We start from the raw sequence: 25,069 nt of genomic DNA, 5'->3' as shown, positions 1-25,069 counted from the left end.
TTTGAAAAGAACCCCTGACGCTGTGTTCGACGGAATCGACAATTACGCTATGGGAAATCCAACTCGCTTACACATAGTTTGACGGCCGTAAGGGGTGTCTCGCCGCTCGCTAAACTACTCGACAGCCCCCACGAAGCTCGTACTGAATCCACGACCACCTCGTTGGCGGACTGAAAGGGCGAGACGCGGCGGCGTTCATACAGTCGCTACGCGGGCGCTATCTGAGGTAACGAGGATATCCGGCGTCGCGACCGCCGCCGCGCCGAGGGCTTTCGATTGGTGTTCGCCGTCAGCAACTACCACACTGGGTAGATTAACAGCACCCACCCATTTCACCGCTGACACAATTGTTATCTAATTACACGCGAAACGTCTCGCTCTCGTAGCCACGCTTGCAAGCGTGAGTACGAGGGAGACAACTATGACAGGAGAAACCTTTCTGAGCGAGGAGTGGTGGGACGAGTACCGAGACGTCGTCGACGACGACCCGGAAATGACGCTGCAGGGCCGCGATGCGTTCGATGAGAATTTCGTGATCGCGGTCGGCGAGGAGAACCACCTCCTTGATTTCCACAACGGGGCGGTACAGGACGTTCGAACACCGGGGCTGGACGATTCGTGGGCATTCACCATCGTCGGGGGACGAGAGGCATGGGAACACTTCGTCGAAGAGGTCCCACCAGCTCACCACAACGAACTGTTCGCCTCGTTCTACCGAACGGCAGTCAAGGGCGAAGAGGGATACTTCGACATCGTCGGCGACCACAAGGCGGTCTTCCAGAACTTCCGGTCGGTCCAGCGGGCGCTGGATTTGATGCGGACCACCGAGAACGGTGAAACGCCACGAACGGAAGGGACGAACCGGCCATCGGAACCAACCGATGAAATCACTGGCAAGTACGTCAACGTCGAGTTGGATGGGATCACACACCGGATCTACTACGAGACGAACGGTCCGGAAGATGGGATTCCACTGCTGTGTCAGCACACGGCTGGCTGTAACAACTCACAGTGGCGGCACATGCTCAACGACGACGAGATCACGGAGCACTTCCGTGTCATCGCATACGACCTCCCACAGCACGGGAAGTCGGTGCCTCCGTCGAGTGAGTCGTGGTGGGCCGATCAGTACGACCTCACCGGAGAGCGGTTCACCGAGACAATCGTCTCGATTGCCGACGCCCTCGAACTCGATGAGCCGGTCTTCATCGGTTCGAGTATGGGGGGGACGATTACGATGGAGCTTGCCGACTGGTATCCCGATCGATTCCGCGCGGTCATCGGCTTGGAAGCGGGTCTGTTCACGCCCGGCTTCTACATCGGGTGGCTTGCCCATCCGCATGTCAACGCGAACGATGTCAATTCGTATGCGACGTGGGGGCTGATGGCGCCACACTCCCCCGAATGGGCTCGGCGAGAGACGCTGTACAACTACGAACAGGGCGCCAATGGCGTTCTCAAGGGCGATCTCTACTACTATTCGGTGGAACACGATTACCGGGAGTCCGCCGACGATATCGACGCGACCCAGACGCGGATGTATCTCATGAACGGCGAGTACGATTACCTGACCAATCCGGACGACGCACGAGCGGCAGCAGAGGCGATTGGTGAGGGGGCGACGGCACACGAAATGAAGGCGATTGGGCACTTCCCGATGGCTGAAGGCCCGGAGCTGTTCCGGTCGTACATCAAGCCCGTGTTGGACGATATCCGTGGGGTTCGAGACGAACCATTACCTGATGTGTTCGCCCCCGAAGACTTTGGAGTCGAGGCGAATCGATAACTGCGCGTTGTTCTTTTAGAACCCTTGAGCACTGACTGAGCGCGTTGCAAGTAGCTGTTCGCGTCTCAGCTTTGGGGGTCCCTAATCTCCTCAACGAGCTTCCGAGCAGTGGTAGCTGACGACAGCCAAGTCCAAACGAACACAGACAGCAGCGTCGGGATTGTCGTCAGCAACGACTCGGTCGGCTTGATTCTCTCCACCGATCTAGTCGTCTTTCGTGATGTCAGCTATCGGCGTGAATTCCCTTCGACGTAATACTCCTCTTCAGAGAGATGACCGTACGGCATCGGGATGTCATCGGGCCACTCAGCCATCCCATTACCGCCATCTTGATGCCCGGCCATTCGACCAGCCGCTTCCAGCGTGTCGTTATAACGATCGATGGTTTCGTCGTCGAGCAGCATCCGCGCAGCGTATTCGCTCATTTCTTCCTCGTTATAGAGGGTGAGGATGAGGTCCGTGGTATCGCTGTCCATGCACGCTACAGAGTATTGGGTACGTATAGGTGTTCCGCGGTAGTGCTCACACTGTTACGGAAATCGAGTGTACTGTTCATATTACTACATCTATTTACCTTGTCGGAGGAGTAGACTATCCGATGCCCTCCAGAATCAAAGCCGTTGTTTTCAGTGAACCATCTGGAAGACGCCAGGCGGCCGTAATGTTTGCCAGCTCGCTCGCTATGTTGAGTATCTACATCTACTATGGTGTTCTACGCGATGGGTCCTCCATCAGTTCGCTTATTATGGCGGTTGGATTCGCTCTGTCTGGATTCGCTGAATCCCTTCCAACGGAGCGTCGACGGATAGCAGGTGGTTTGCGTGTCGCTGCGATTCTGTGGTTGACTGGTCTACTCTACCTCACTGTCTTCGCCCCCGAAGTGATCCTTGGGCCACGGTAGGAGAGCCGTCTACTGTGTCTAAGGAAGACGATTTCAACAGAGCCGATATTTCGAACGGACAGGAACACCGGACGAACGGAGAGATGTCCTGAAGGAGGGTCAGGAATCGAGGTACGCCGTACACTCATCGATCATCCGGTCTGCGAACGCCGTTGTCACTTCACCTTGCGGATTGGCAACGGCTTGGTGTTTGATCGTCGCCACGACCCAGGGAGAACAGTACGAGGTCTTCGACGGGTCACGACCGCGGATCCAGTCCGTCCCGATCTCGTAGTTCTCGGGGAGATTACTCGTCGTCAGGGCGGCACAGATGTACTCCTCGCCAGCATACGGAAGCGAGTCAGCGGCGAGGACGAGCCACAGCCGAGGGTTTGCGTTCTGCCTGAACGGATCTGGGGCCCAGAAGACATCGCCTCGCTGGAATGTGTTACTGCTCACGATCCTCGCGCGGGTCTACCGCATGCCCCATCCACGCATCATAGTCGAAGGTTTCCGACTCGTGACGCCCAGCAGCGGCCGCACTATGCTCAACTGCAGCATCGAGACTTCGCTCGTGGTCGCTAATCCGCCAGTACTGCCCACGGTGGTCGATGCGTCCCGATTCCCGGAGCCGAACGAGCGTCGGCCCGACGGAGCCACGTTTGACATCCGTACCGTCAGCAATCTCACTCTGGGTGAACGCCTGATCGGCGTTCGACCGCAGAAACGAGAGGATCGCCTCGGCGTTCGTCCCAGGAGCGGGTGCATCATCGTCTTCGGTAATCTCCTCGAAGCGATCTGCACTGATCGGCATGATGTATCGATATGTACTGATTGTACTAAGCCCTTCTCCACGACTGGCCAGTGGTTCGGCTGGCGCTACTCTTCCAGCACGTCGATATGCCGTTCTGCCGTCCGACTGATTCGTCCAAGCCGGTCCCGGACGACCGATGAATCGTCCGACTCCCAGGCGGCCAGATAGAACGCGGACCGACTTGAATCGCCCCGCACCCGTCGGGGGCGATACAAACTTCGCTAAGAAAGGCGAGGGCCTCGAGGCTTGACCCTCAGGTAGTTCACAATATCACTCGCCGCCATCGGCGACAGGGCGGCGGGTGGCGTCATAGTCTTCGGGGTCTCCGCCTAGATCGGCGGCTAAGTCTTCCCGAATTTCTTCACGGAGCTCCTCGAGCTTCTCAGTGGCCTCCTCGAGTTCTTCTTCAGTCACCGGCTGTTGATTCCGTGCCATGATTCAAACCGCTTGACGAATCCTTCGAGGTTCTTGGATAAATGGTCTTCGGCGCGATCAAGGGCAAGGCCGGCCGGCATTGGCGGCGCAACGTACTCGGTCCGGGCTTTCTCGCCGTCGCGATAGATGTCGATGTGGAGGCCTTCCTCAGTGACATCATGTCCGAAGTCGCTGACTGGGTCGTGGTCGTAGCGGACGACCTCACGCCAGCTGCTTTCGAGTCTGTACTCCAGCTGAACGACGAACCGGGTGACCTTCCCGCGGCTGTGGCTGAAGCCGATTCGAATCCGGAGCGAATCCGAGAGTGGCTTCGTGTATTCTCAGTCGTAGTCCCGCGGTGACTCAGCGCCCATATCGAACCTATTGAGGGCATTCATTAAAAGCGGCCCAACACACTTCTGCCGCCGCTGGATTTGGTGTTTCAATCCGACTCAGGGTCTCACATACAGCCCATTTCACGCATTATTCCTCACGGTCCCCGCGAGGATCGACTACGTGTTCCATCATGCATCGTAGTCGAAGGATTTCGAATCGTGACGCCCAGCAGCGGCCGTACTATGTTTTCTCCACGACTGGCCAGTGGTTCGGCTGGCTCTAGTCCTCTAGGACGTCGATAAGCCGCTCTGCCGTCCGGCTAATTCGTCCAAGTCGGTCCCGGACGACAGATGGGTCGTCCGATTCCCAAGCGGCCAGATAGAACGCGGACCCACTCGTGTCCAGCCCGACGTAGCGACCGACGACGTAGGCGACGCTCTCGGCTTCGACTTCTCGCTTCGCCCGTTCCGTCTCGTCGTCGACATCGCTGTGCAACAGAGCGTGGGCGTACTCGTGGATGAGCGTCCGAGCGAGGTCGGCCTCGTTCGGCCGATCACGCACCTTCACCTGTGGGTTCCCGTCTGGATGCTCTGGATACGTACAGACGCCGTTGGCTTCCGGATGCGGCCACGCCGAGTCGTCAACCACGTTGACCGCTACATCCAGCGCGGCAGCAGCGTCAGTGAGTTGGCTGACGAGCGTTCCGGCGTCGCCCGTCGCTTCCGTCTCCAGCTCTGGCAGGGGCTCACCGTCTGTCTGCGAGATATCGAAGACGGGCGCGGGATTGAAGCCGACGAGACCCCGCGACCACTCTTCGGGGTCGGTCTCGTCGTAATCACAGTCAATCTGCTCGTGGTATGATGGCGAATTCTCGCATTCGGGACACCGCTGGGCAATGATCGGCGCCCAAATCCAGATGGCTGACTCGCCCTCTGTGACGTGCCGATCGAACTCCTCCTGCCACGTCCGATACCCCGCGACGCGTGTCGCCTCCGGGCATTGCTGTTTGATGAGTAGCGTGTTTCGATACGTGTAATCGTGAAACTGGCTCTGGGCATCCAGCCACGCTTGGAACGCTTCGCTGGCCTGTGCGTCGTTGACGGCCGCGACGAGGTCCTCGACCCACGCTTCTATCGTGCTATGCATCTCCTCGGATCGTGTGTCGGACTCGGTGAACGAGACCGACGCATCACTGGTCGTAGCCATGGAAATCACCGAAACAACGGCTCGCGGACCGATTCGAATCGCCCCGCACCCGTCAGGGGCGATACAAATCTTGGCTTGGTCTATACGAACGCGACGGTTGACGAAAACGGGTGAATCTATCCGATGTCCGGGCTGTCGAACGCGACCGAAACCTCAACCGCCAATACGCCCAGTGAGGGTATCGGTCGATTTCGTTCCGCGAGAGACTCCCGGCCTCACGCTGGAGAGAATGTCACTGCTACAGCTGGTCATCTCGTGGCCATGAGTGAATAATTCCTTCACCATTTTCATAGCTTTCACGCCGAACACTCTTTACAGTGGCTGCCGTACCTTCACACAACGATGTCGATCGACCGAGATACCTTCGAGAACACGAGCGAGGAAGACCTCGCGGAGCTATCTGTCCCCGACCAGGTTCTGGGGTTTCTCGCCGCCAATGACGATCAGGCATTCAAGGCACGCGAAATCGCCTCCCAGATCGGCGTCGACGAGGGGCCGGTCAGCACCGCGCTCTCGCGGTTGAAGAACCGCGACCTTGTCGAACATAAGGCGACGTACTGGGCGGTGACCGACGACACCGAGCGGCTTGAGGAATACAGCGGCTACGAGCGGGCGACCGCCCTGTTCAACGAGCGGCTCGGGACCGAAGACAAGGAAGCGTGGCGCGAGCACGCCCCTGAGAAGCCACACCCGAGCGTTGAGGACGAACAGTGACCGAGGGGCCGCCAATCTTCGAGCGTGGTGATGTCGTCTACGGTGCTGATCCGTTCAAAGGTGAGGGCGACGCTCGGCCGTGGCTCATTCTCTCGAACCACGAGGGTCGCCCATTCCACGGTGAGCAGTACATCGCTCTGACGCTAACGTCGAAATCTTGGCTAGACGGGCTCATCGAGATTCCAGAGACGGGCTGGATTCGTGGTGGCACACCAGACGACAGCCGAATCGTTCCGTGGGCTGTCCAGTCGATTGCTCGCGAGGACATCGACTTCTGGCAGGGCCGTCTCGATGGGACGCTCGTCGAGGAAGCGGTCGCTGCACTCGTCGAAGAATTCCAGTAGCCGAGGCCGTCGAAAAGCGGTTAGGAAGACGCTTCCCGTAGCGAGACCCGTGTTACAGTAGAGATACACTACCTTTGCCCTTCAGTCCCGATCTCAGCATCGAATTGCTCGAAAAACGTCTCCATGAAATCCCACCGAGATGCGCCAAGCTCCTCACCCGGGGCCGTGTACAAGGCATTGAGTCGTGCTTTGGCCCACTCTTTCAGGACCGAGATATCCGGCCTGTCTGAAGACTCTATTTCGGTAACTGACGTATCGTCTATCACAGCGAATCCTTGGCCAGTACGGCCTGACCGTTCACCAACGATGCAGGCGAGTCGAACCAGTCCACGTGCTCCGACAGCATCCAGCTTGTCCGCGTCGAAGAGTAGCTTCGCTTCGATCGTTTCTGGTTCTGGCGAAGAGGCTCGGATACTGTGTGCCCGCAGACAGTGCTCGATTGCGTTGAGTTGATCGGTCGGCACTGACTCAGCGGCAAGGAGTTCGGCTGCTTCGTCTGCGGCCCACTCGCCGTGATGCTCGATTGCCCCTGTCCGCTCGCGTGGCCGGCCAATGTCATGTAACCAAGCTGCTGCCGACAGTACATCCCGGTCAACAGTCTCCTCACACTCGCCTGCTAAGCGAATCGCGACATCGTGAACCCGCTTCGCGTGGAAGCGATCATGCGCTGGCAGGGCATCTTCGTAGTACGGTGTGGACAGTTCTCGAGCAAGGGGACCTAATTCGTGTACCATTGGAGGGGAGCGGACGTTTTCTCGCAGTCGATGTAGTAGCTATGGAAATTTTTTGGTCGAAAATGAGGCGCTGGTGAAACCTTCAGTAGGCGACTGGCATCGAATACAGCAGAACATAGAGAACCTGTCGCTCATGCCGATAGAAATCTCGCACACGATGTTGTTCAGCGGGATTGGTCAGATTGGAAGGTGGCGTACGACTGACGGTAAGCGATTTCGAAGCTGAACAGTCAGTGGGCCACGGCAGTCGTCGATTTGCGTCATCTCTGCGTCAGTAAGGCTGAAATCAAAGACATTGAGATTCTGTTCGAGATGACTTTTACTGCTAGCTTTCGGGATTGCAACGACTCCTTCCTGTTGAATCAACCAGCGGAGCGCGACCTGTGCAGCGCTTTTGTCGTATTGTCGCCCGATACGTTCTAAGATTTCCTCTGACAGCACATCCCCTCGAGCCAAGGGGCTGTACGCAGTAAGTGCAAGCCCGTTAGCGGCGCAGTACTGCTGGAGTTCTGATTGGTCCGTATAGGGGTGATAGAGGACTTGATTTGCTACGATTGGGAGTTCCGAAATTCGTCGTGCGTCTTCGAGTTGTGACCGCGTAAAGTTGCTGACGCCGATACTCTTGACGACGCCCTCGTCGTGGAGTTCGGATAAGGCTTCGAGTGTCTCCTCAAGGGGAATACGAGGGTGTGGCCAATGGATGAGAACTAAATCGACGTAGTCGACACGGAGGTTGTCGAGGCTCTCATGAACTGATTCGAGCACGTCCTCATATCGAAGATTCGACCGCCACACTTTCGTCGTCAGGAAGATGCTCTCGCGGTCGATGTCGGCTTGAGCAATGCCGTCACCCACCGCTTGTTCGTTGTCGTACGCCTGTGCCGTGTCGATATGTCGGTATCCAGTATCTATAGCTGCTTCCACCGTTTTTGTACACTCTGTCCCGGTGTTCTGCCATGTTCCGAGACCGATTTTCGGAATTCGCACACCAGCAGTTTCGACGTATTCCATCTACGAACAGATGCAGCTGATAGCAAATAGTGCGTTTTGTATGGTGAAATCGGCACTTGAGTTTCGCGAGCTGAGTGGTAACACAGACGCTTGGCGACCCTCCCGAGAGCGCTCACTCTAAGGCACCAACAACTCACGGATAGCCGCCCAGACGTCATCCCCTACGACCAATCATTCGACGGAGACTATGCGCCAGTAGATACAAGCACCCGAATCCCAAGATGGAGGTGAAGAGAAAATCCGGATACGCTGGGCTATATACGAACACACCGATAGCCATCGTCAGGTACCGAGAAGACGGCTGTGTGGCGACGCTGATGATTCTCTTGGAGTTGAGGACGATGGGGACGAATCAGCTGGGGAGGGCATGGTTGTTCGGGGATGTCGATGGAGTCGTCTCCCTGCCGTTTGAAAAATTCACCGCAGGAGTGCGGTGCAGTAGTCTGTTTTGCAGAGGGGTTCCGTTATTGCTACTCACAGCCCCCTTCACTAGACACTATCATGCCGACGATGGATTACGGCGAGCAGGGGGAAGTGACCGTTGAACCCCATCGTGACCTCGGCAACGATACATACAGACGATAAGGCGCTCATCACTCGTCACGACCGCCGTATGTTGCTCTCGGATATCAGCACCGCCCGGCGTCAGAGGCTGATAGCTGTCTGGTAGAATTCACACCGAACACCGGGACCGTTGTGTGATTCTAATTAACACACAAACACTGGTTTGAGTCTTCCACAGTACTTACCCAAAGGCGAATGTAGCCATCGTATGAATCGACGGTATCTGATTGGGGGACTCGCTGCGGTCGTGGCTATCGCCGTGATTGGCTTTGCACTTGCTACGATTGGTCCAACTGGATCCAGCCCACTGGGTCCTGACCAACAGTATCCTGCGGGGGCGGACGCAAATCACATCAACTTCACGGCGCTTGACAGCACTGATACCAACGTCTCACACACGCCACGGGAACACTGGGATTCCTACGCAATAGAGTACGACGCGCCGCCCGAACGGCCAATCGTTGAGGGTGAGTACTACATCAACGCCGAAACGGGGGAAATTCTCGCCGAGCGCTGGTATGACGCCGAAGTCTATCGAAACGGGAGTATCTACGCATTCCTCCAACCCGCCGAGAGCATCCCGAACTCGCACCAACGAGAGGAGTTCGAATCGGACGAGTCGTTCGTTTATGACAACGACACTGATGCGTACTATCGCTATGATTCCAACTACGGTAGCCTCGCACCGACGAACATCGGCCGACATACCAACATACTTGAGGCGTACACGTGGGAAGCCATCAATACAACAACCCACCACGGCGTGCCCGTCATCACGTATCAGGTGACAGGCACGCAACCGAACGCATCGAATATATCCTCAGCCGGCGACGGAACCCTTCGAATCGGCCTCAACGATGGAATCATCTACGCCTTCGATATCACGCTTGAGGATGATGGAACTACCTACCAGTACACGTACAATGTCGGCCCAGCGCCGTTCCCGGAACACAACTGGGTTGAGACGGCCCGAGAACTCGCTGCTGAGAACACGACTGCAGAGAGCGATTGAAAACACGGGTTGAGTCTGGACTAGCTACGGAATAGTAGTGGAACCGACTCATTCCAACCGGCTCTGTTGAAACCCTATTAGTTCGACACCTCTCTTACTGAAACAGTCGTTACGTAGGAGTGCGTATTGACCGCTGGGATTCCTGCCAATCAGCACACCTGCTCAAGGAGTTGTGATGAGTACACAGCGCAAGTCAGTCGAAGCAGGACTCGCCATCCTCTACTGGTTCTCGAAAAAAGACAAAGCAAGAGAACCGACTACCACGAACCCAAGACCGAGAAGGCCCAGTATCATAGTGTTTCCACCGGGTGGAACTGAGTAATTGCTCTGTGCGCTGTAGTAGACCTGAACAACGAGCAGTAGAGAGATGATCATGAGCCACCGCCGTATGGAGAGTAGCGACGCTTCTGTATCCATGTTTGCAAATTTTTTTGAATATTATATAAAACCTGTTAGTTAGGAACCAAAACTACTAATCAACAATATTAGGCATCGGGCGACTGATGCATACACTCTCTGTATTGACCGCACCGAGGCAGAACTTGTCACCTTCTGATGATTTCAACAGAGCCTTCCAACCCTAATCAATCGGCTTTACCGTGTACCGATGAGCCACGCCGCATAATCGGCTCGTTACATTGGGGACATTCATGGTCGGACATCGACGCCCGACGGAGAGTCGTTGAAGTGGTCGTTACTGGTCAGCCGAATAGACCTCGGCCCACAGGTATGCAACGCCAATGAGGGCGTAGAGAAATCCGAAAGTTGCGAACGGGAGATTATCCTGCAGAACGCCCGACACAGTTTGTACGAGACCGAGACTGACCATCGCGATTCCAATCAGGGTTCGAAGCCGCTCTTTCTCCATCACTTCGAACTACAGGGAGCGATGGTGATAACGTTCGGTACGGACCATTCCGTCGTCGTACTCAGTCCCGCCGCCACCTGTGCCCACAGTCGGTACAGATGTACAATCCCGTCGGTGCTTCGTCACTCGAGTATTCCTTGATGTGGCCGGAGTAAAACCTGAGGACCAGTGATAGAAGCAATGCCCAATATCTTATAAACACCTGTCTATACGAAGGAATCGTCGTTAGTCCGTTCCCGACTGCCTCCCTGCATGCCTCAATCCGAGGGCAACCACTCCGGCTGTAACACCACGAGTCACCCGAATCAGACGGACAGACTCATCGAATGCTGTCTCGACAACGTAACCGTCGACGAGCACCGAGAACTCGCCGCCAGCGACACTGATGTCGAAATGCAGTATTGCCTCCAGCAATGTGGGATCTGCTATGCAACGCCCTTCCTCGTCGTCGACGGCGACGTAATCCAAGGGGTCAGCCATCGAGCGCTCATCGACAGCCTGCAGGAGGACAGCGCCCATGAGTGACCTGAACGTCCTCTTCGTCTCAATCGACAGTCTGCGGCGGGATATGTTAGGCGCCTACGGCACGCCATTCGACTGGGTTGCAGATCTCGACGTTGCGACGCCGAATCTGGATCGCTTCGCCGACCGCGCGATTACCTTCGACACCCACTACGCGGGGAGCCTCCCGTGCATGCCGGCGCGTCGGGAATGGGACACCGGCATCCAGGAGTTCCTGTGGCGCGGGTGGGGCCCACTCGAAGCCTACGACACAACGCTTGCCGAGAAGGCCCGAAATGCAGGGGTACTCACGAAGCTGCTTACAGACCACTTCCACCTCTTCCAGCACGGCTCCAGTGGCTACTACGAGGATTACCACGGCTTCGAGTTCGTTCGTGGCCACGAGGACGACCTCTGGAAGACCGCTCCGTACGACCCCGACCCCGATTTGCTTCGACAAGTCGGCTACGACCTTGACGGCGGGCGTAACGAATCTACCGCCGAGGTAACAGACGCCGCCGCCAACCCCAACCACGTCCTCGACGCGTACGATCTCCAGCACTATCGGCCGCGCTGGAAGTACGTCCGCAACGTCGCGAGATTCGACGACGACGATGAGACGGACTTCTTCGCAGCGAAAGTGTTCTCGCGAGCGGCTGAGTGGCTCGACGCCAATACCGAGTGGGCGCAGTGGCTGCTCCGTGTTGACGAATTCGACGTCCACGAACCCTTCCACTGTCCGGAGCCGTATGCCTCGATGTACACCGACGAGGACCCGCGAAATCCCGACCTTCCGGTGTGGCCGTACTATGGCCGCGTTGACCGTGGCCAAGCGGAGCTGACCGATCGTGAGCTAGCATTCGTCCGCTCACAGTTCGCCGGGAAGGTGACGATGGTCGACACCTGGCTCGGTGAACTTTTCGACGCGCTTGACCGCAACGACCTCTGGGAGGAGACAGCCGTCGTCATCACCGCAGACCACGGGTTCCTGTTAGGCGAACACGGCTGGGTCGGAAAGATGAGCCCCGACTTCGATCTCGTTGCGCGGACGCCGCTTTTCGTCTGGCATCCGGACAGTCCGCGGCTCGGCGAGACTGTTGAGGCGTTGACGTCGGCCGTCGACTTGCACGCGACGGTCCTTGAGCTATTGACCGGGAATGATGGCGACGCACCGCACAGCCGGAGTCTCCTGCCGCTTATCGAGGGAGAGACGGAACAACACCGCGAGATGGCGCTCTACGGTTGGTGGCACTCGGATATCAACGTCACTGACGGGACGCATACGTACATGGTGCCAATCCAAGAGGATGTGCCGTTGTACAACTACTCGACAACGCAGATGAGTGCCCAGAGCCCGTTCACACCGACGAGCGGCTACGACGATCCCGAAGCAGGTGCGTTCCTCCCGTACACAGATGTCCCGGTGTGGCGACAGCGGTACCCCTCCGCCTCGCTCCTTCGCGAGCCACGACTGTACGACACCGATGCCGATCCCGCCCAGTCACGGAACATCATCGATGAAGTGCCGGAAAGACAGTCGGAACTGGAGGACGTATTGCGAGAGGCCCTAGATGAGGTGGCTGCGCCTGATGAGGCCTACGAGCAGTACGGAGTGTCCCAATGAGCCGCAAAGCAGGATCCCACGTCGAATCCACGTGGGTACTGGTCTCCGAGCAGCGGTCGGTGAGCCGCCCGAGCGTTAATACAGTCTGGGGCTAATCAGAGGATATGCGGTTCGTCACGATTGTCTTCCGTCATCCAGACGGCTGGTTCCAATCGCTCGGTGGGGCCTTCGCTCAAGCGGACGACATCACACGCGTTGCGGTCCACTCCCAACAGTTAGTCGCCGACGGCCAGGCTATCTACCTGTACGAATTGGAAGGGGAAGCCGAAAAAGTACGGGAGGTCCTCGAAACGACGGACATCGCAACGAGCTACGATGTCGTCCAGAGCGGTGAGTCAGCGTTCGCATACATCCACTTCGAGCCATCGCCGATTATCAAGCGTCTCCTCGGAGCACCCGAACGGTATGGGCTCGTCATCGACGACCCGATTATCGTACAGGACGGCGGCCAGGTCGAAGTCACGCTGGTCGGTGAGGAGGACGATCTCCAAGAGGCGCTTCGGTCGACGCCCGATGAACTCTCGGCGACTATCACGCGTGTGGGCGATCACACGCCCAACCCCAACCAGCTGTTATTGAACTTGAGTCATCGCCAGCGCGAGGTCCTCAAGACGGCCTACGCCCTCGGGTATTACCGGCAGCCGCGCGAGGCGACTTATGGTGATATTGCCGCAGAACTGGACTGCTCACCGACGAACGCGGGCGAAATCCTTCGTCGAATCGAGAACCAAATTGTCGGAGAACTGCTTGCCAGTCACACCGAGACGAATCCAATCCCCGGAGACTGACGATCACTGCGTTCGTCGCCAGCTCAGTTTCGTTGCTCTGATACCGCCGATACTTCCGATATCCTATTTCTACGCCCTGTTATCGACCGGATCCGTCACGAGAAAATTCAGTGGATCAGTTTACCCCTACTTAAATACCTGTCTATAGAAAGGGATTAGCGTTAGTCACGCACACTCACACCCCCGGTATGCCAGCCGCCAACCGCAGTCCATACGGCATCGAGATGTTCAACAGCGACCGTGAGGTGAGTACCGTCGCCGAACGAACGTATCACTGTGCCGGGTTTAGTAGCGTCACGGCCTTTGAGACGAGCGAGGGCCTCGTACTCGTTGACACCGGACTCGGGAGTGAATCTGACGCAATCGCTACCCAACTCCGCGAACGGACGGATGCCCCTGTCCACACTGCTATCTATACGCATGGCCATCTCGATCACGCCTTCGGCCTTGATGCATACCTTCGCGACGACCAGGAACCCCCGCGGGTGATTGCTCATGCAGCGATGCCCGAGCGGTTCGATCGATATCAACGTACTGCGGGGCATAACGAAGCCATCAACAGTCGGCAATTCGGCGGGACCGCCTCACCTTCGGAGGCGGATGCCGAGGAGAGTCGCTTCGGGTGGCCTGACCATCCGCCAACAACCCTGTATCGTGACGAACTCACCATCAACGTTGGCGACATCACGTTTGAATTGCACCACGGCCGCGGCGAGACCGACGATCACACCTGGGTGTATTGTCCCGAGCGGGATGTCCTCTGTACCGGGGACTTCTTCGTCAACGTGGCGCCAAACGCTGGCAATCCACAGAAAGTCCAGCGCTACCCGTGGGAGTGGGCGGATGTGCTCCGTGAAATGGCTGGCGTAGGCCCAGCAACCATGTGTCCAGGTCATGGCCCACCGGTTGTCGATGACGCCGAAGCAATCCGGGAGAGACTGCTCTCAGGAGCAACGTACCTCGAGACGATCGTTGACCGAACGCTTGAGGTACTCAATGATGGGTCGCCACCCCACGTCGACATCATCCACGAGGTCGAACTCCCGGAGCCCGACTCGGACGAGCCATGGCTCGCAGAGGTCTACGATGATAGTGAATTCATCGTTCGGAACGTCCTTCGCTACTATGGTGGCTGGTGGTCCGGACGACCCAGTGAGCTCCGCCCCGCAGCAAGGGACGACCGAGCCGCCGAGTTCGTCGCGCTCATCGGCGGTATTGAGCCACTACTAGACCGCATCGAGGAACGCCTCGCGAGTGATAACTACCGGCTCGCCTGCCACCTCGCAGATGTTGCCCTTGAGGCTGCACCGGCTGATGCAGACGTCCAAGCGGTCGTTGAGACGGTATACGAACAGCGTGCTGAAGCGACAACCAACCTCATGGCACAGAATATCTATGCGGCCGCAGCCGAGTACGCGGCTGAAGGGAGGCCGTTCCGATGACGGACACCTTCGATACGTTCGGTTTGGATCGCGGTGCAGTGTCAGTGATCGGGGCAACGGGGCTCGTGGTGGGGAACGTCATCGGTATCAGTATTTTCACGCTCCCGGGGCCGCTGGCTGCGGACGCCGGGCCCGTCGTCATCTTCGGGATCCTGCTCGCGGCGATTCCGCTGGTCTTCGGTATCGGCATCACGTATCAACTCGGCTCTGCGATTCCGACGACGGGTGGGAACTACATTTATGCCTCGCGGCTCGTTCACCCGTTTGCGGGATTCCTCTTACCGTGGCTGATCCTCCCTGGCGTCTGGGCAGGGCTGCTGTTCATCGGGGTCGGGTTCGCGGAGTACGTCGGCCTCTTCGTGGCCACGCCAGACCTCGTGTTGATCTATCTCCTGCTCACGACGTTCCTCATCTTGAACATCGTTGGCATCCATCCCGTTGCACGCGTTCAGTTACTGTTCGTTGGTGTGCTCATTGGGAGCATGCTCCTCTTCATCGTTCCCGGCGCCTTCCATATCGAACCCAGTAACTACACGCCATTGTTACCGAACGGCGTTGGGCCGTTTGCGCTCGCTGTCGTCTCGCTGTACTTCCCGCTGCGGGGTTTCTCGATGGTCGCCAACATCGGCGACGAACTCGAGAACCCCTCTCAGGCGATTCCTCGGGTGTTGCTACTCTCGGCACTCATCGCGTTATCGCTGTTTATCGCGCTGGTCGCTGTTCTGGTCGGCGTCGTCAATTATACCGAACTCGGCGTCGGCGACGGCGCGGTCGTGATGGCTGCCGAGCGGTTCCTACCCGGCCCGCTGGCTGGCCTCCTCGCCGTCGGGGCGGTCGCGGGGGGCTTCACCTCGATTAGCACGACGTATACGGGGTTTTCGAGAGCGTTGATGCGGGCGGCAAATGATGGCATCTTCCCGACCGTGTTCGCGGCAGTCCACGACCGCTTCAGTACACCGCACATCGCGCTGTTGGCACTAGGCGTGCCGCCACTCCTCCTCGCGCCACTCCAGCCGTCGCCAGTAATCCTCTCAATATTTCTTGCAATCGCTATCCTCACGGTCAACTGCCTGAACGCTGTTGCACTCTGGCGACTCCCGCAGGTGTTTCCAGACCGCTACACGAACGCTAGCGTGACGCTTTCACCGCTTAGTATCCGGATCGTTGCGATCGGCGGGGCTGTGAGCTCACTCGTTCTGATTGGCGTGACAAGCCTCCGGCTACCGTTGATGGTCGGCGTCATCGCCGCCTACATTGCAGTCGGCTATCTGGTTTTTTCGACTTCGGGTCTGGCAACTCGAACAGCACGATACCGACCTCCGAGAGGTGATGCGCTCACTGGATTGAACTGATAGCTCGCGAGTATTGAGCTGGCGCCGCCGGAGTTAGCTATCAGGAAAATTCAAAACCTAATTCACCGACCACAGTCTCCTCGGTACACAACAGAGACTAAGCCGGACCTCTGACGAACGATTCGTATGGGTTGGAGCCGCCGTCGCCTCCTCGCTGTAACTGGCAGTCAAACCGACCGATTCCACAGGAATTCCGGCCACGTTTCACCGACTATTTCGGTAGGTTACGTACGGTAGTGCCGCGGCGAGTAGAGCAACCCTTCCAGTGTGGCTCACGAGGATTGCGAGGCGGTTGGGAGCGAGATTCGAACGAGAGTCCCACTCGGGTCGTTGTGCTCGAGTTCGATCGTGCCATCAGACGTCTGAATTGTCCAGTAGAGAATCCACAATCCGAGTCCCCGGGTATGCGTGAGCGGGGTTTCTTCGGGAAGCCCAATCGCTTCCCGATCAGTCTCCGGGATGCCGATGCCCGTGTCTGCAATCGTGAGGTGTACCATACCGTCGTCATCGGGACACTCAACCGTCACCGTAACCGACACATCGGCTGCGTTGTGTTCGATCGCGTTCGTCAATGCCTCGCGAATCGCGAGCGGGAGGGAGGGATGGGCGGTGACCCAGCATCCTCCGGAAGGCTCGCAGAGATTGTTCCACTCTGGTGAGCCTCTCGAACCTGCTGAATCTGGGTGTCGATTATCGATGGCAGGTTGAGGATGGTTGAATCGGCGGTATCCCAAATACCGACGATTTTCCGGGTCCGAGAAGTCGTGTCGAGAAGTGCCTCCAAGTGCTCGCGGATTACGTTGGCGTCATGCCTGATGTCGTCCGTTTCGGACGCGGTTTCAATGTTTTCGAGGTGCCCAAGTGCAATCGCCAGTTCGTTCCTAAGGTTGTGCCGGAGCACCCGCTGATTGATGCGGAGCAGTTTGGTGAGTTCCTCCGTCTCAGCTAGTTGCTCGTTCGATTGGACGGCAAAGAGACTCGCCCGAATACCAACGGCTGCGCCAAGCGCAGGCGCAAATGATAGGAGAAAACTAAGCTCGGCAGTAATCCCGCCTATCGACCACGTTACCCAGACGGCGACTGCCAGGAGCGCGAACGAACCAGCGATGACTACACCGACCAGTAACGCTCGCCACTGGCCGTCTCGTGAGACCGGACGCTCAGAGAGCTCATACCCTGTGAAGAGTACGATCGTCGACAACCCAACGACCATGAGCATTTCCAGGGCCGAGGCCAACCCACTCCCTTGGATGAGGTAGTGTACGACTCCAAGGCCGAAACAGAACCACCCGAAGGCGTAAAACCCGTGTCGCGGCTGCAGTGTTCCGGTGGGAAACGGCACAAGTCATGCTTTCAGTTTACGGTTAAATTCTTTTGCACTAACACAGCAAGGGTATCAAAATCTCGAGGTCAGTCCCTCCCCTCATCTCACGCTGTTTCAATTCTGAGAGGTCAACTCAACGGGCCGGGAATGTAGCTTAATTCTCTCGTCACCATCGCCAGCAGAAACATTGGAATCCTCGGCGTATTGTGCATTAGAATCTTACTAACGTCGCGATGCCGGCCGACGACCATGAGGAAGCCGTCAAAGCCGCCATCGAGACCGGCCACCTCATCCCGAGCGACATCGGGTACTTCCTCGCACGCCCGCACCAACGCCCCAAGGTCATCCTCGACGAGTACGACCAGTATGACGACCGGAACATCTGGGCGAACATCTGGCGAATCAACGAAGTCGATACCAGCCAACCGCTCCCCCGACAGCTGCTAGAAGTCTCCTCGCTGAACATCCCGCCATTCACCGACGAGAAAAACGACGAAGCCATCGTCACCGCCGCCGTCGAACTCGCGCTCAGTCGTGGCGCCCTCCAAACGACGGACGATGATAAAATCGAACTGCCGCCAGCAGGCATCCCAGAGAAGTGGAAACGGGCATGGGAACGCACGGGCACGGAACTCGATGAACCGACCGACCGCCATTTCCTCAAAATGGCGCTTCGAGGCACCGAAGACCTCGAAGACCTCGACGACGCCGAAACCCACGTTCAAAACGCACTCGACCAAAACACCCTCTACGAAACTGACGGCGGCATCCGAATCAACGACCCAGAAACCAGCGAAGGGCCACCACTCACCCCCGAATCAGACGAAGATAGCGAAGACGACGACTCCGACGACGACCCTGACGGCACCGGTGAGTCAGGAGACGACGGCCCCGATACCGGTGGCGGGAGAGAAAGCGAATCGGGCTCCGACGGTACACCAGCAGACGAAGAGAACGAAGACACCGAGGCAGACGAACAATCCGACGCCGCTGAAGAGACCACAGAAGCCACCGATACTGGCGAGGCATCCGGTGAGGCCGACACGGCGGCAAGTGACCAATCGCCTCCGGAGCGCGTCACACTCAACGAGGAATTCTCTCCGGACGATATGACGCCGGTCCCCGGCACCGACCGCACCGTCCTGGAGGCGACGGCGGGAGGAGAGAAACCCCCCGAGGATTACGAGCAAGCCGAACTCTGGGACATCACCCCGACCGACGAGGCCCCCGAGGGCTGGCAAGACGCCTTCGCCGCCGGTATCGGCTTCTGGGACGGCGAATCCTCGGGAACGCGCCGGATGATTTTCGAGCTATTGATCCGGGTTTGGATTGAGAGTCCCGAGCCCGTGACCCTCAATCACCGCCTGTCGCCAGCGAGTGATTACGGCCCGGGTAACGATTTGCGGTTGGGTCACGCCGCTGAGAAACGACGGCTCAGCGTGCCCCGCCTCTGGTGGTGGATGGAAATGTGCGTTCGGGGCTCCATCCTTCGGGTGGTTATCGAACCGGAAATCAACGCCATCAGGCTCTGTATAGTGGTAGCGGTACGCGCCGCGTTTCCACCACGTAATCTCCAAACGGCCCGGCGCGTCCAATCCCGCCGAGAATTCGACGACGAGTTCGGTCGGGTTCACCGGGTCGTCGAACGTCGCGGACTCGACGAGCGGTTCCTCGCTCAAGAGGAGGTCACGAATCTGCTGGAGGCTCGGGAAATCGATTGGGCCAACCGGCCCGGAGATGTCGTCCGCCATCGATTTACTGCGTCGCTGCACCGAGGTCCCGCGCACGACCGTAATTGATGGCGGCTTGGGCGATATGTAGGTTCCGTTCGACGGTCTGCCACTCGGATACCGCCTCCCACGCACCGTCAGGAGCGTCGTTTTCCAATGATGTCGCAAGGTCTTCAGGCGAGGCGGCGTCGTATTCAGTTTCGAACTCGTTGATGCGGCGTTTCATCCCTTGGACGCTCTCGATCAACTCGTCTCGCGTGTGTTCCGTCGCCAGCGTCCGAATCCGACGATAGAGGAGCGTATCTTCGTTCCGGGCATACGTCGTCGCCCCCGTCTCTTCTGTCGCGGTTGCTGTGCCGACTTCGACGAGCGATTTGAGATGCTTTCGAGCGGTCGGCTCACTCACGAGTGCCTCGTCAGCGATTTCACTCGCTGTTTTCGGCGTCGTCGTCTGTTCGACGACCTGTTGGACGCGTTCGAGCGCTGTGGTTGAACTCTTCCAGTCGTCGCGTGCCTCGGCAATTGCTCCGTGATTGCCGCTCGGTTGCCCGGAGTCAGTTCCCATACACGACTATCTCTCCTCGAAGATAAAATATGTTTCCTATGGAAATATTTTTTACTCAGGGAACTACCTCACGTGAGGTTGAGTGATGGGGATCAAGCTGAGTATAATACTCCTGAAATCACCGAGAAGGAACCGGTCTGCGTGACTGTCTGGCGCGAGGCCGACAATCATGATCTGGGAGCGTCGGACGAGTACAAAATCTTCGACGTGTTTCATCCGTACCACCTTGACCCTGGTGTAGAAATCGATATTGAGGAGCAAGGCTACCATCAGATTACCTTCTCGACGACGGCCGTCGCCGGTGGTCCGGAGGAATCCGGTGTCGTCGTCGACGAGGACCCAGATGTTATTCGGTACAGTCCACCGACAAGTGGTCTCCCGCAATGATTCAGCGCTTTTGTTGCTGAGTCTTTTGACGTGGGGCGTGAGCGAAGGGAGAACGTAACCTGTAATTTCGACGATCTCACGACGTAGGATTCGACGGAAGGTTCATTCTTCCAAGCATCTAAATTTCGTGTATGGATTGTTCAAAATGCCGCAGGCTCGGCGCACTGTGGATGATCGGGCAGGGGCTACTTCTCGTTCTTGTCCCACAGCTCTGTATCCGAATGACGAAGCAAATGATCGGCATGAACTTCGAAAACGCTGACAAGCTCAGTGCGAAACCGGCGCTTCTCCGACAACTTCGAGCATCCGGGATTGGCATGACTGCGGCCGGAATCGCTGGCTTCACTATGGAACGAGCCGCTTCCGAATCGGACGAGACGAGCGAACCTGCCCAATCCGAGACGAAAGCATAGACTGTCGGAGGGCGACCACCTCTTTTCGCTCCAGTGCTAGATTAATTTCCGCCGGGATGCCTCCAACTCCTTGGTCGTTTGGGGCTTTGAGAGATTCTCGTTCTGCCTCATGTCGAGGCCTGCGGCGTCACTGAGGGTATCTTCGCCGGAGATTGAGTTAGAAATCTCTCTCCGGCACCATTAGGGCCCCGAGGGGGCTATGACTTCGATCGGATGTGTGACCTCCCGTCTAAAGAGCGTCGACAACTGTTCCGTACACGAGGTCCCGCTGGCGACGATGGTTCTATCGGTTCCCTCGAACTGCTCAGCAAGGTTCGAACCGAGGTCCATCGAGAGTTCGTAGTACTGTGATTTGTAGCCGAAACTACCTGCCATCCCACAGCACTCGACATCGGAGGTAACGAAATCGACTCCGAATTCTTCGAAAACGGCCTCGGTGTACGCGTCAACACCCATCGTTCGCTGTTGACAGTGACTGTGGTAGGCGATTGAATCGTTCACTTCGGCGAGTTCGTTAATATCAGCCCCGTTTGCGAGCAGTCCGTAGACGTACTCCATGACATCGTAGCTGTTCTCCGAAAGACGTTCGAAAGCATCTGCATCGAGAAGTTTGTCGTATTCACGACGAACCATTGCCAAATCAGAGGGTTCGATCATAACGAGGTCTCGTCCCTCATCGAGATGCGGGCGGAGGTCCGCAGCGACGTCTTCGGCGAGGTTCGTTGCTGTTTGAATCATCCCTTGTGAGAGTGGTGCACGCCCACTCTCGATTGGCGTAGCGAGCTCCACGTGAACACCGAGCGCCTCCAGCGTGTGAATAGCGGCTTTCCCACGGTTGGTGAGGACGTAATTCGTGTATACGTCGGGATACAGTACGACTGTTCGCTCGGCGGTTGCCTCCGGAACCGTAGAGCCTCGGTTTGCAAACCAATCGGCGAGCGTTTCTCGCTTGAATTCGGGGAGGTCACGTTCCGGGGCGATACCGAACGCGCGATCCATCAGGGCCCGGACGGGGCCGAGATTCGCCAGCCAGTTCGATACTGGAGCAGTCGCGCTCCCGAGTGTTGCCACCGTATCGAAATTCCCGAAGAACCGCTTTTGAAGGTCAACCGTCTCTTCTGAATCCGGCGTCAGTCCCTCGACGAGGAACTCGAAATCACTTGGTGCCCGCTCGCGGTTGAGTCTGTCCCGGACAACCGTATTTATCCACGGTATGTCGATTTTTACCGGACAGGCGTTTACACACCGCGAACAGCCTGTACAGAGATCGTTGAACTCCCCGGCTGTCTGGAGGTCTTCGATGCCGGCCTCCCAACCGGTCGCGATACCGCCCGTGTACGTCTCACCGCCGAAGGCGTGACCACCGACGTGCTGGAAATTGCCACACGAGTTGGCACACGCCCCACAGCGAATACAGTACAGTGTCTCCTTCAGTTGTTCATCATCACGCATCTCCATCCGACCGTTGTCAATGAGGACGAGATGAAATTCACGTTCGGCATCTCCGCTTCCGAGCGGCGCATCGGGCTCATCGAAGTCGATTGTCGGTGACTCGACTGGTGGTGTGAGCATCGAGACGTACTGTGGGAGGTCCTGTCCAGTCGCAGTCTTCGAGATGAGTTCGACGAACGGCTGGAGTGTGTCGGCGTTCGGAATGACTTTCTCGACGCCGGCGACCGCGATATGCGTGTTCGGTGTAACAGCCGATTTTCGTGCGTTCCCCTCATTTGTCACGAGTGTGATGGTCCCCGATTCAGCGAGAATGAAGTTCGCACCAGTCATTCCGATATCCGCCTCTCGAATTTGGTCGCCGAGATAATCACGAGCGAACTCCGTGAGTTCCTCAGCCGTCTCGAAGGGCTCGTCCGGTTCGAACACGCGGTTGAACAGCGTTGCGACCTCGTCCCGGGATTTGTGTAACGAGGGACCAACTAGATGTGATGGCGCCTCTTCAGCAACTTGGAGTACAAATTCCCCGAGGTCGGTCTCCCACACGTCGACACCGATCTCCTCGAGTGCGTCGTTCACCTCGATTTCCTCAGTCGTCATCGACTTCGATTTTACGAGTGTCTCAGCGTCCTTCGAGGCCGCAACGTTGGTGATGTATCGATTCGCGTCCTCGGCGTCCTTGGCGAGATACACGTGTCCGCCGTTCGCCTCAACCTGATCTTGAAGCGTCTCTAGTAATGACGGAAGCTCCTCGATCGAGTTTTCTTTGATCTTACGGGCCTCACTCCGAAGCTCCTCGAATCGTTCAAATCGATTTACTGCCTCGTAGCGAGCCTGATTGAGGTGGTCGACGTTTTTCTGAATCGACTCACTCTGCGTTTCGAGCAGGGTTCGGAGCTGTTCCGCCTTGCGACGACGCGTCCGTTGTGAACTCATCGGTCTGTGATGAGAACGACGTCGACATTTTTCGGTCCGTGGACGCCCTCGACGAGCGATCCCATATCACCAGTTGAGCTTACGCCCGTGGCGAAAATTGAGGATTTGCCGGCGGCAAAGCGACTTTCGAGGTGTCTGCCCACGGAGTCGACCGTCTCGAGGACGTCGTTCTCACGGACGATTCCAACGTGATGTGGAGGGTAGAGGCCTACAGGCTCGGTACCGGCCGAATCGCTATCCAATACGAGCGTTCCATACTCGGCGATCGCCTTCCCGACCGGCGTAACGCCTGTCTCTGAAGATTTGAGAAGCTGCGGTGTCGGCGGCGTCTCGACGCTCGTGTTTGACAGCGAGAGCCCCTCATATGAGTCTAGGGGGACGCCGACTGCCGGGGAACTGACGAGTGACTCTATTGTCGCTTCGAAGTTCGCGGGCTCCGTTCGCGTCATCGAAATATTTAGTTCTTTGAGCGACGACTCGAATGTTTCCACAGTGGACGTACTCATTTATCGAATAGTACCTAGCGAGTCACAAAGGGCTACTCACTCCATATGGTGGCCACTCGCCACATGGGGGTTGAGAGTTTATCGGATTTGACTAACAGGCAGATGCATGAAGCTGGACACGGAGCGACTTCGGGATGATATCGAAACGAATGCGACGTTCGGGGAGGTGGCCACGGAGGAGGGCCGAGGGCGCACCGTTCTCACGGGGAGTGAGGCGGACAAGCGGGTCCGAGAGTACTTTGTCACCCGTCTCGAGGACGCTGACCTCGAGGTCCGTTACGATGCGGTGGGAAACATCGTCGGACGGTGGAATCCCCCCGGTTGCGACCCCGATTTGGCCCCCATCGCCTTTGGAAGTCATCTCGACTCCGTCCCACGCGGCGGCATCTTCGATGGCCCCCTCGGCACCTACGGCGCCCTTGAGGGCGTTCGGACGATGCAGGAAACCGATGTCACGCTCGACAGACCAATCGAGGTAGTCAGCTTTACTGAGGAGGAAGGGGCTCGATTCGGTGTCGGTACGCTTGGGTCTTCCGTAGCGAGTGGCGAACTCAGCACGCGAGAGGCCCTCAAGCTAGAAGACGCCGACGGTATCACGTTGCAGGAACGCCTCGACGAAATCGGATTTCGTGGGGAAGGGACGATAGACGTCGGCAAGTGGGACGCCTGGATGGAGTTACACATCGAACAGGGAACGCGGTTGACCGACGCTGGCGCCGCCGTCGGTATCGTGGAGTCGATTACAGGTATCACGAACTGCGAGGTGACGGTAACCGGAACAGCCGATCACGCGGGCGCGACTCCGATGTTCGAACGATCGGACGCGCTCGCGGCGGGTTCGGAATTCGTCCTCACGCTTGAACGAATCGCCGAGGAGGTCGCAACGACTCACGAGGCTGCCGTCGGCACCGTCGGAGAAGGCAGCATCGAACCGAACGTACGGAATATTATCCCAGAACGGGTGCGGTACCAGCTTGATATTCGGGATGTCGACCAGGAGACAATGGATACGATCGTCGAGCGCTGTCGATCGAGTCTCGAGCGTATCGAGCACCACCGTAACGTCACTACGTCCCTCTCGCGATATCGAAACACCTCACCCATCGCGATGAGCGAACGCTGTCTGTCTGCAGCGGCCGCCGCGACGGAGCCGAACACTGAATCGATTCGGCTCTACTCGGCCGCAATGCACGACACAGCGAACGTCGGCGGCGTGACGGATGCTGGACTCCTATTTGCGCCGTCGGAGGATGGAGTCTCACACTCTCCGCGGGAATGGACTGACTGGGAGGACTGTGCGATCGCCAGCGGTGTCCTCGCTGGGGCAGTACAGTCCTTGGCGTCGGAAGCCTCGTAACCACCGTCTGGA

The 25,069-nt window shown here is 57.6% G+C and carries 27 protein-coding genes and 1 pseudogene; 13 read left to right on the top strand and 15 right to left on the bottom strand.

Features of this window, described 5'->3' with window-relative positions:
• The first annotated feature begins 421 nt into the window (after positions 1-421).
• Complete coding sequence (locus GJ631_RS02125) at positions 422-1,786, top strand: alpha/beta fold hydrolase (protein WP_156707569.1); 1,365 nt, start codon at positions 422-424, stop codon at positions 1,784-1,786.
• A gap of 227 nt (positions 1,787-2,013) precedes the next feature.
• On the opposite strand, the gene GJ631_RS02120 is transcribed toward GJ631_RS02125, so the two are convergent.
• The 5 genes and pseudogenes from GJ631_RS02120 to GJ631_RS18405 form a co-directional block, all read right to left on the bottom strand.
• Positions 2,014-2,262 (bottom strand): hypothetical protein, encoded by a 249-nt coding sequence (locus tag GJ631_RS02120; RefSeq protein ID WP_156707568.1) that lies wholly within the window; start codon positions 2,260-2,262, stop codon positions 2,014-2,016.
• A gap of 524 nt (positions 2,263-2,786) precedes the next feature.
• On the bottom strand, positions 2,787-3,125 hold the full coding sequence (locus GJ631_RS02115; protein WP_197424719.1) for a hypothetical protein: 339 nt from the start codon (positions 3,123-3,125) through the stop codon (positions 2,787-2,789).
• Entirely contained in the window at positions 3,115-3,480 is a 366-nt protein-coding gene (locus tag GJ631_RS02110; protein ID WP_156707567.1) for a MarR family transcriptional regulator, read from the bottom strand. Before GJ631_RS02110 ends, GJ631_RS02115 begins: the two co-directional genes overlap by 11 nt.
• 65 nt (positions 3,481-3,545) lie before the next feature.
• Positions 3,546-3,668: pseudogene (locus GJ631_RS19360) on the bottom strand (DUF955 domain-containing protein); the annotation flags it as partial.
• 82 nt (positions 3,669-3,750) lie between these two features.
• A complete protein-coding gene (locus GJ631_RS18405; RefSeq protein ID WP_197424749.1) occupies positions 3,751-3,894 on the bottom strand; it encodes a hypothetical protein in 144 nt (47 codons plus the stop codon).
• A 62-nt stretch (positions 3,895-3,956) separates the two neighbouring features.
• On the opposite strand from GJ631_RS18405, the gene GJ631_RS02100 reads away from it, so the two are divergent.
• Positions 3,957-4,256, top strand: a complete 300-nt coding sequence (locus GJ631_RS02100; RefSeq protein ID WP_156707566.1) for a hypothetical protein — start codon at positions 3,957-3,959, stop codon at positions 4,254-4,256.
• A 253-nt stretch (positions 4,257-4,509) separates the two neighbouring features.
• Here GJ631_RS02100 and GJ631_RS02095 read toward each other — a convergent pair whose 3' ends face one another.
• Positions 4,510-5,436, bottom strand: coding sequence for an ArdC-like ssDNA-binding domain-containing protein (locus tag GJ631_RS02095; RefSeq protein ID WP_156707565.1), 927 nt, complete (start codon positions 5,434-5,436; stop codon positions 4,510-4,512).
• A 342-nt stretch (positions 5,437-5,778) separates the two neighbouring features.
• On the opposite strand from GJ631_RS02095, the gene GJ631_RS02090 reads away from it, so the two are divergent.
• Positions 5,779-6,150: a helix-turn-helix domain-containing protein gene (locus GJ631_RS02090; RefSeq protein WP_156707564.1), complete on the top strand. Its 372-nt coding sequence runs from the start codon at positions 5,779-5,781 to the stop codon at positions 6,148-6,150.
• Positions 6,147-6,494 carry a type II toxin-antitoxin system PemK/MazF family toxin gene (locus GJ631_RS18875; RefSeq protein WP_231753852.1) on the top strand — a complete coding sequence of 116 codons (348 nt, stop codon included), beginning with the start codon at positions 6,147-6,149 and terminating at the stop codon, positions 6,492-6,494. Before GJ631_RS02090 ends, GJ631_RS18875 begins: the two co-directional genes overlap by 4 nt.
• A gap of 68 nt (positions 6,495-6,562) precedes the next feature.
• Here GJ631_RS18875 and GJ631_RS02080 read toward each other — a convergent pair whose 3' ends face one another.
• Positions 6,563-7,228 carry an HD domain-containing protein gene (locus tag GJ631_RS02080; RefSeq protein ID WP_156707563.1) on the bottom strand — a complete coding sequence of 222 codons (666 nt, stop codon included), beginning with the start codon at positions 7,226-7,228 and terminating at the stop codon, positions 6,563-6,565.
• A 177-nt stretch (positions 7,229-7,405) separates the two neighbouring features.
• A complete protein-coding gene (locus GJ631_RS02075) occupies positions 7,406-8,239 on the bottom strand; it encodes an aldo/keto reductase (RefSeq protein ID WP_156707562.1) in 834 nt (277 codons plus the stop codon).
• A 772-nt stretch (positions 8,240-9,011) separates the two neighbouring features.
• Between GJ631_RS02075 and GJ631_RS02070 the strand changes: the two genes are divergently transcribed.
• The gene (locus tag GJ631_RS02070; protein ID WP_156707561.1) at positions 9,012-9,815 is read left to right on the top strand and encodes a hypothetical protein; all 804 of its coding nucleotides are present in this window, start codon (positions 9,012-9,014) and stop codon (positions 9,813-9,815) included.
• Between the two features lie 219 nt (positions 9,816-10,034).
• Here the strand turns inward: GJ631_RS02070 and GJ631_RS02065 are convergent, their stop codons facing one another.
• Positions 10,035-10,232 carry a hypothetical protein gene (locus GJ631_RS02065; protein ID WP_156707560.1) on the bottom strand — a complete coding sequence of 66 codons (198 nt, stop codon included), beginning with the start codon at positions 10,230-10,232 and terminating at the stop codon, positions 10,035-10,037.
• A 512-nt stretch (positions 10,233-10,744) separates the two neighbouring features.
• Complete coding sequence (locus tag GJ631_RS19355) at positions 10,745-10,885, bottom strand: hypothetical protein (protein WP_156707559.1); 141 nt, start codon at positions 10,883-10,885, stop codon at positions 10,745-10,747.
• Between the two features lie 50 nt (positions 10,886-10,935).
• On the opposite strand from GJ631_RS19355, the gene GJ631_RS19350 reads away from it, so the two are divergent.
• The 5 genes from GJ631_RS19350 (at position 10,936) to GJ631_RS02035 (ending at position 16,390) form a co-directional block, all read left to right on the top strand.
• The gene (locus GJ631_RS19350; RefSeq protein WP_156707558.1) at positions 10,936-11,208 is read left to right on the top strand and encodes a DUF1450 domain-containing protein; all 273 of its coding nucleotides are present in this window, start codon (positions 10,936-10,938) and stop codon (positions 11,206-11,208) included.
• Entirely contained in the window at positions 11,201-12,808 is a 1,608-nt protein-coding gene (locus GJ631_RS02050) for a sulfatase (protein ID WP_156707557.1), read from the top strand. Before GJ631_RS19350 ends, GJ631_RS02050 begins: the two co-directional genes overlap by 8 nt.
• A 104-nt stretch (positions 12,809-12,912) precedes the next feature.
• Entirely contained in the window at positions 12,913-13,596 is a 684-nt protein-coding gene (locus tag GJ631_RS02045) for a helix-turn-helix domain-containing protein (protein WP_156707556.1), read from the top strand.
• Between the two features lie 188 nt (positions 13,597-13,784).
• Positions 13,785-15,038, top strand: coding sequence for an alkyl sulfatase dimerization domain-containing protein (locus GJ631_RS02040; RefSeq protein ID WP_156707555.1), 1,254 nt, complete (start codon positions 13,785-13,787; stop codon positions 15,036-15,038).
• Complete coding sequence (locus tag GJ631_RS02035; protein WP_156707554.1) at positions 15,035-16,390, top strand: APC family permease; 1,356 nt, start codon at positions 15,035-15,037, stop codon at positions 16,388-16,390. The genes GJ631_RS02040 and GJ631_RS02035 overlap by 4 nt, the downstream gene beginning before the upstream one ends.
• 272 nt (positions 16,391-16,662) lie before the next feature.
• Here the strand turns inward: GJ631_RS02035 and GJ631_RS19345 are convergent, their stop codons facing one another.
• Positions 16,663-16,929 carry an ATP-binding protein gene (locus tag GJ631_RS19345; protein ID WP_370518532.1) on the bottom strand — a complete coding sequence of 89 codons (267 nt, stop codon included), beginning with the start codon at positions 16,927-16,929 and terminating at the stop codon, positions 16,663-16,665.
• A gap of 29 nt (positions 16,930-16,958) precedes the next feature.
• Entirely contained in the window at positions 16,959-17,732 is a 774-nt protein-coding gene (locus tag GJ631_RS02025; protein WP_156707552.1) for a hypothetical protein, read from the bottom strand.
• Between the two features lie 215 nt (positions 17,733-17,947).
• Between GJ631_RS02025 and GJ631_RS02020 the strand changes: the two genes are divergently transcribed.
• Positions 17,948-19,513 (top strand): hypothetical protein, encoded by a 1,566-nt coding sequence (locus GJ631_RS02020; RefSeq protein ID WP_156707551.1) that lies wholly within the window; start codon positions 17,948-17,950, stop codon positions 19,511-19,513.
• On the opposite strand, the gene GJ631_RS02015 is transcribed toward GJ631_RS02020, so the two are convergent.
• Positions 19,470-20,009: an ArsR family transcriptional regulator gene (locus GJ631_RS02015; protein ID WP_156707550.1), complete on the bottom strand. Its 540-nt coding sequence runs from the start codon at positions 20,007-20,009 to the stop codon at positions 19,470-19,472. The genes GJ631_RS02020 and GJ631_RS02015 overlap by 44 nt on opposite strands.
• Positions 20,010-20,087: 78 nt before the next feature.
• Here GJ631_RS02015 and GJ631_RS02010 point away from each other — a divergent pair, with 78 nt between their 5' ends.
• Positions 20,088-20,396: a hypothetical protein gene (locus GJ631_RS02010; RefSeq protein WP_156707549.1), complete on the top strand. Its 309-nt coding sequence runs from the start codon at positions 20,088-20,090 to the stop codon at positions 20,394-20,396.
• A 593-nt stretch (positions 20,397-20,989) separates the two neighbouring features.
• Here the strand turns inward: GJ631_RS02010 and GJ631_RS02005 are convergent.
• Positions 20,990-23,194, bottom strand: a complete 2,205-nt coding sequence (locus GJ631_RS02005; RefSeq protein ID WP_156707548.1) for an LUD domain-containing protein — start codon at positions 23,192-23,194, stop codon at positions 20,990-20,992.
• Positions 23,191-23,700: an LUD domain-containing protein gene (locus GJ631_RS02000; protein WP_156707547.1), complete on the bottom strand. Its 510-nt coding sequence runs from the start codon at positions 23,698-23,700 to the stop codon at positions 23,191-23,193. Before GJ631_RS02000 ends, GJ631_RS02005 begins: the two co-directional genes overlap by 4 nt.
• A 106-nt stretch (positions 23,701-23,806) precedes the next feature.
• Here GJ631_RS02000 and GJ631_RS01995 point away from each other — a divergent pair, with 106 nt between their 5' ends.
• Positions 23,807-25,057 carry a Zn-dependent hydrolase gene (locus GJ631_RS01995; protein ID WP_156707546.1) on the top strand — a complete coding sequence of 417 codons (1,251 nt, stop codon included), beginning with the start codon at positions 23,807-23,809 and terminating at the stop codon, positions 25,055-25,057.
• The last annotated feature ends 12 nt before the right edge of the window (positions 25,058-25,069 follow it).

It is taken from the genome of Natronomonas sp. CBA1123, from assembly GCF_009741925.1.
Lineage (GTDB): Archaea > Halobacteriota > Halobacteria > Halobacteriales > Haloarculaceae > Natronomonas.
Note: the sequence above shows the minus strand (reverse complement) of the source record. Positions and strands in the feature narration are given on the sequence as shown.

What these genes read in the sequence shown, in the direction of transcription:
- GJ631_RS02125 (WP_156707569.1), top strand. Translation starts at nt 422, where the DNA reads ATGACAGGAGAAACCTTTCTGAGCGAGGAGTGGTGGGACGAGTACCGA.
- GJ631_RS02120 (WP_156707568.1), bottom strand. Translation starts at nt 2,262, where the DNA reads ATGGACAGCGATACCACGGACCTCATCCTCACCCTCTATAACGAGGAA.
- GJ631_RS02110 (WP_156707567.1), bottom strand. Translation starts at nt 3,480, where the DNA reads ATGCCGATCAGTGCAGATCGCTTCGAGGAGATTACCGAAGACGATGAT.
- GJ631_RS02100 (WP_156707566.1), top strand. Translation starts at nt 3,957, where the DNA reads ATGGTCTTCGGCGCGATCAAGGGCAAGGCCGGCCGGCATTGGCGGCGC.
- GJ631_RS02095 (WP_156707565.1), bottom strand. Translation starts at nt 5,436, where the DNA reads ATGGCTACGACCAGTGATGCGTCGGTCTCGTTCACCGAGTCCGACACA.
- GJ631_RS02090 (WP_156707564.1), top strand. Translation starts at nt 5,779, where the DNA reads ATGTCGATCGACCGAGATACCTTCGAGAACACGAGCGAGGAAGACCTC.
- GJ631_RS02080 (WP_156707563.1), bottom strand. Translation starts at nt 7,228, where the DNA reads ATGGTACACGAATTAGGTCCCCTTGCTCGAGAACTGTCCACACCGTAC.
- GJ631_RS02075 (WP_156707562.1), bottom strand. Translation starts at nt 8,239, where the DNA reads ATGGAATACGTCGAAACTGCTGGTGTGCGAATTCCGAAAATCGGTCTC.
- GJ631_RS02070 (WP_156707561.1), top strand. Translation starts at nt 9,012, where the DNA reads ATGAATCGACGGTATCTGATTGGGGGACTCGCTGCGGTCGTGGCTATC.
- GJ631_RS02065 (WP_156707560.1), bottom strand. Translation starts at nt 10,232, where the DNA reads ATGGATACAGAAGCGTCGCTACTCTCCATACGGCGGTGGCTCATGATC.
- GJ631_RS19350 (WP_156707558.1), top strand. Translation starts at nt 10,936, where the DNA reads ATGCCTCAATCCGAGGGCAACCACTCCGGCTGTAACACCACGAGTCAC.
- GJ631_RS02050 (WP_156707557.1), top strand. Translation starts at nt 11,201, where the DNA reads ATGAGTGACCTGAACGTCCTCTTCGTCTCAATCGACAGTCTGCGGCGG.
- GJ631_RS02045 (WP_156707556.1), top strand. Translation starts at nt 12,913, where the DNA reads ATGCGGTTCGTCACGATTGTCTTCCGTCATCCAGACGGCTGGTTCCAA.
- GJ631_RS02040 (WP_156707555.1), top strand. Translation starts at nt 13,785, where the DNA reads ATGCCAGCCGCCAACCGCAGTCCATACGGCATCGAGATGTTCAACAGC.
- GJ631_RS02035 (WP_156707554.1), top strand. Translation starts at nt 15,035, where the DNA reads ATGACGGACACCTTCGATACGTTCGGTTTGGATCGCGGTGCAGTGTCA.
- GJ631_RS02020 (WP_156707551.1), top strand. Translation starts at nt 17,948, where the DNA reads ATGCCGGCCGACGACCATGAGGAAGCCGTCAAAGCCGCCATCGAGACC.
- GJ631_RS02015 (WP_156707550.1), bottom strand. Translation starts at nt 20,009, where the DNA reads ATGGGAACTGACTCCGGGCAACCGAGCGGCAATCACGGAGCAATTGCC.
- GJ631_RS02005 (WP_156707548.1), bottom strand. Translation starts at nt 23,194, where the DNA reads ATGAGTTCACAACGGACGCGTCGTCGCAAGGCGGAACAGCTCCGAACC.
- GJ631_RS02000 (WP_156707547.1), bottom strand. Translation starts at nt 23,700, where the DNA reads ATGAGTACGTCCACTGTGGAAACATTCGAGTCGTCGCTCAAAGAACTA.
- GJ631_RS01995 (WP_156707546.1), top strand. Translation starts at nt 23,807, where the DNA reads ATGAAGCTGGACACGGAGCGACTTCGGGATGATATCGAAACGAATGCG.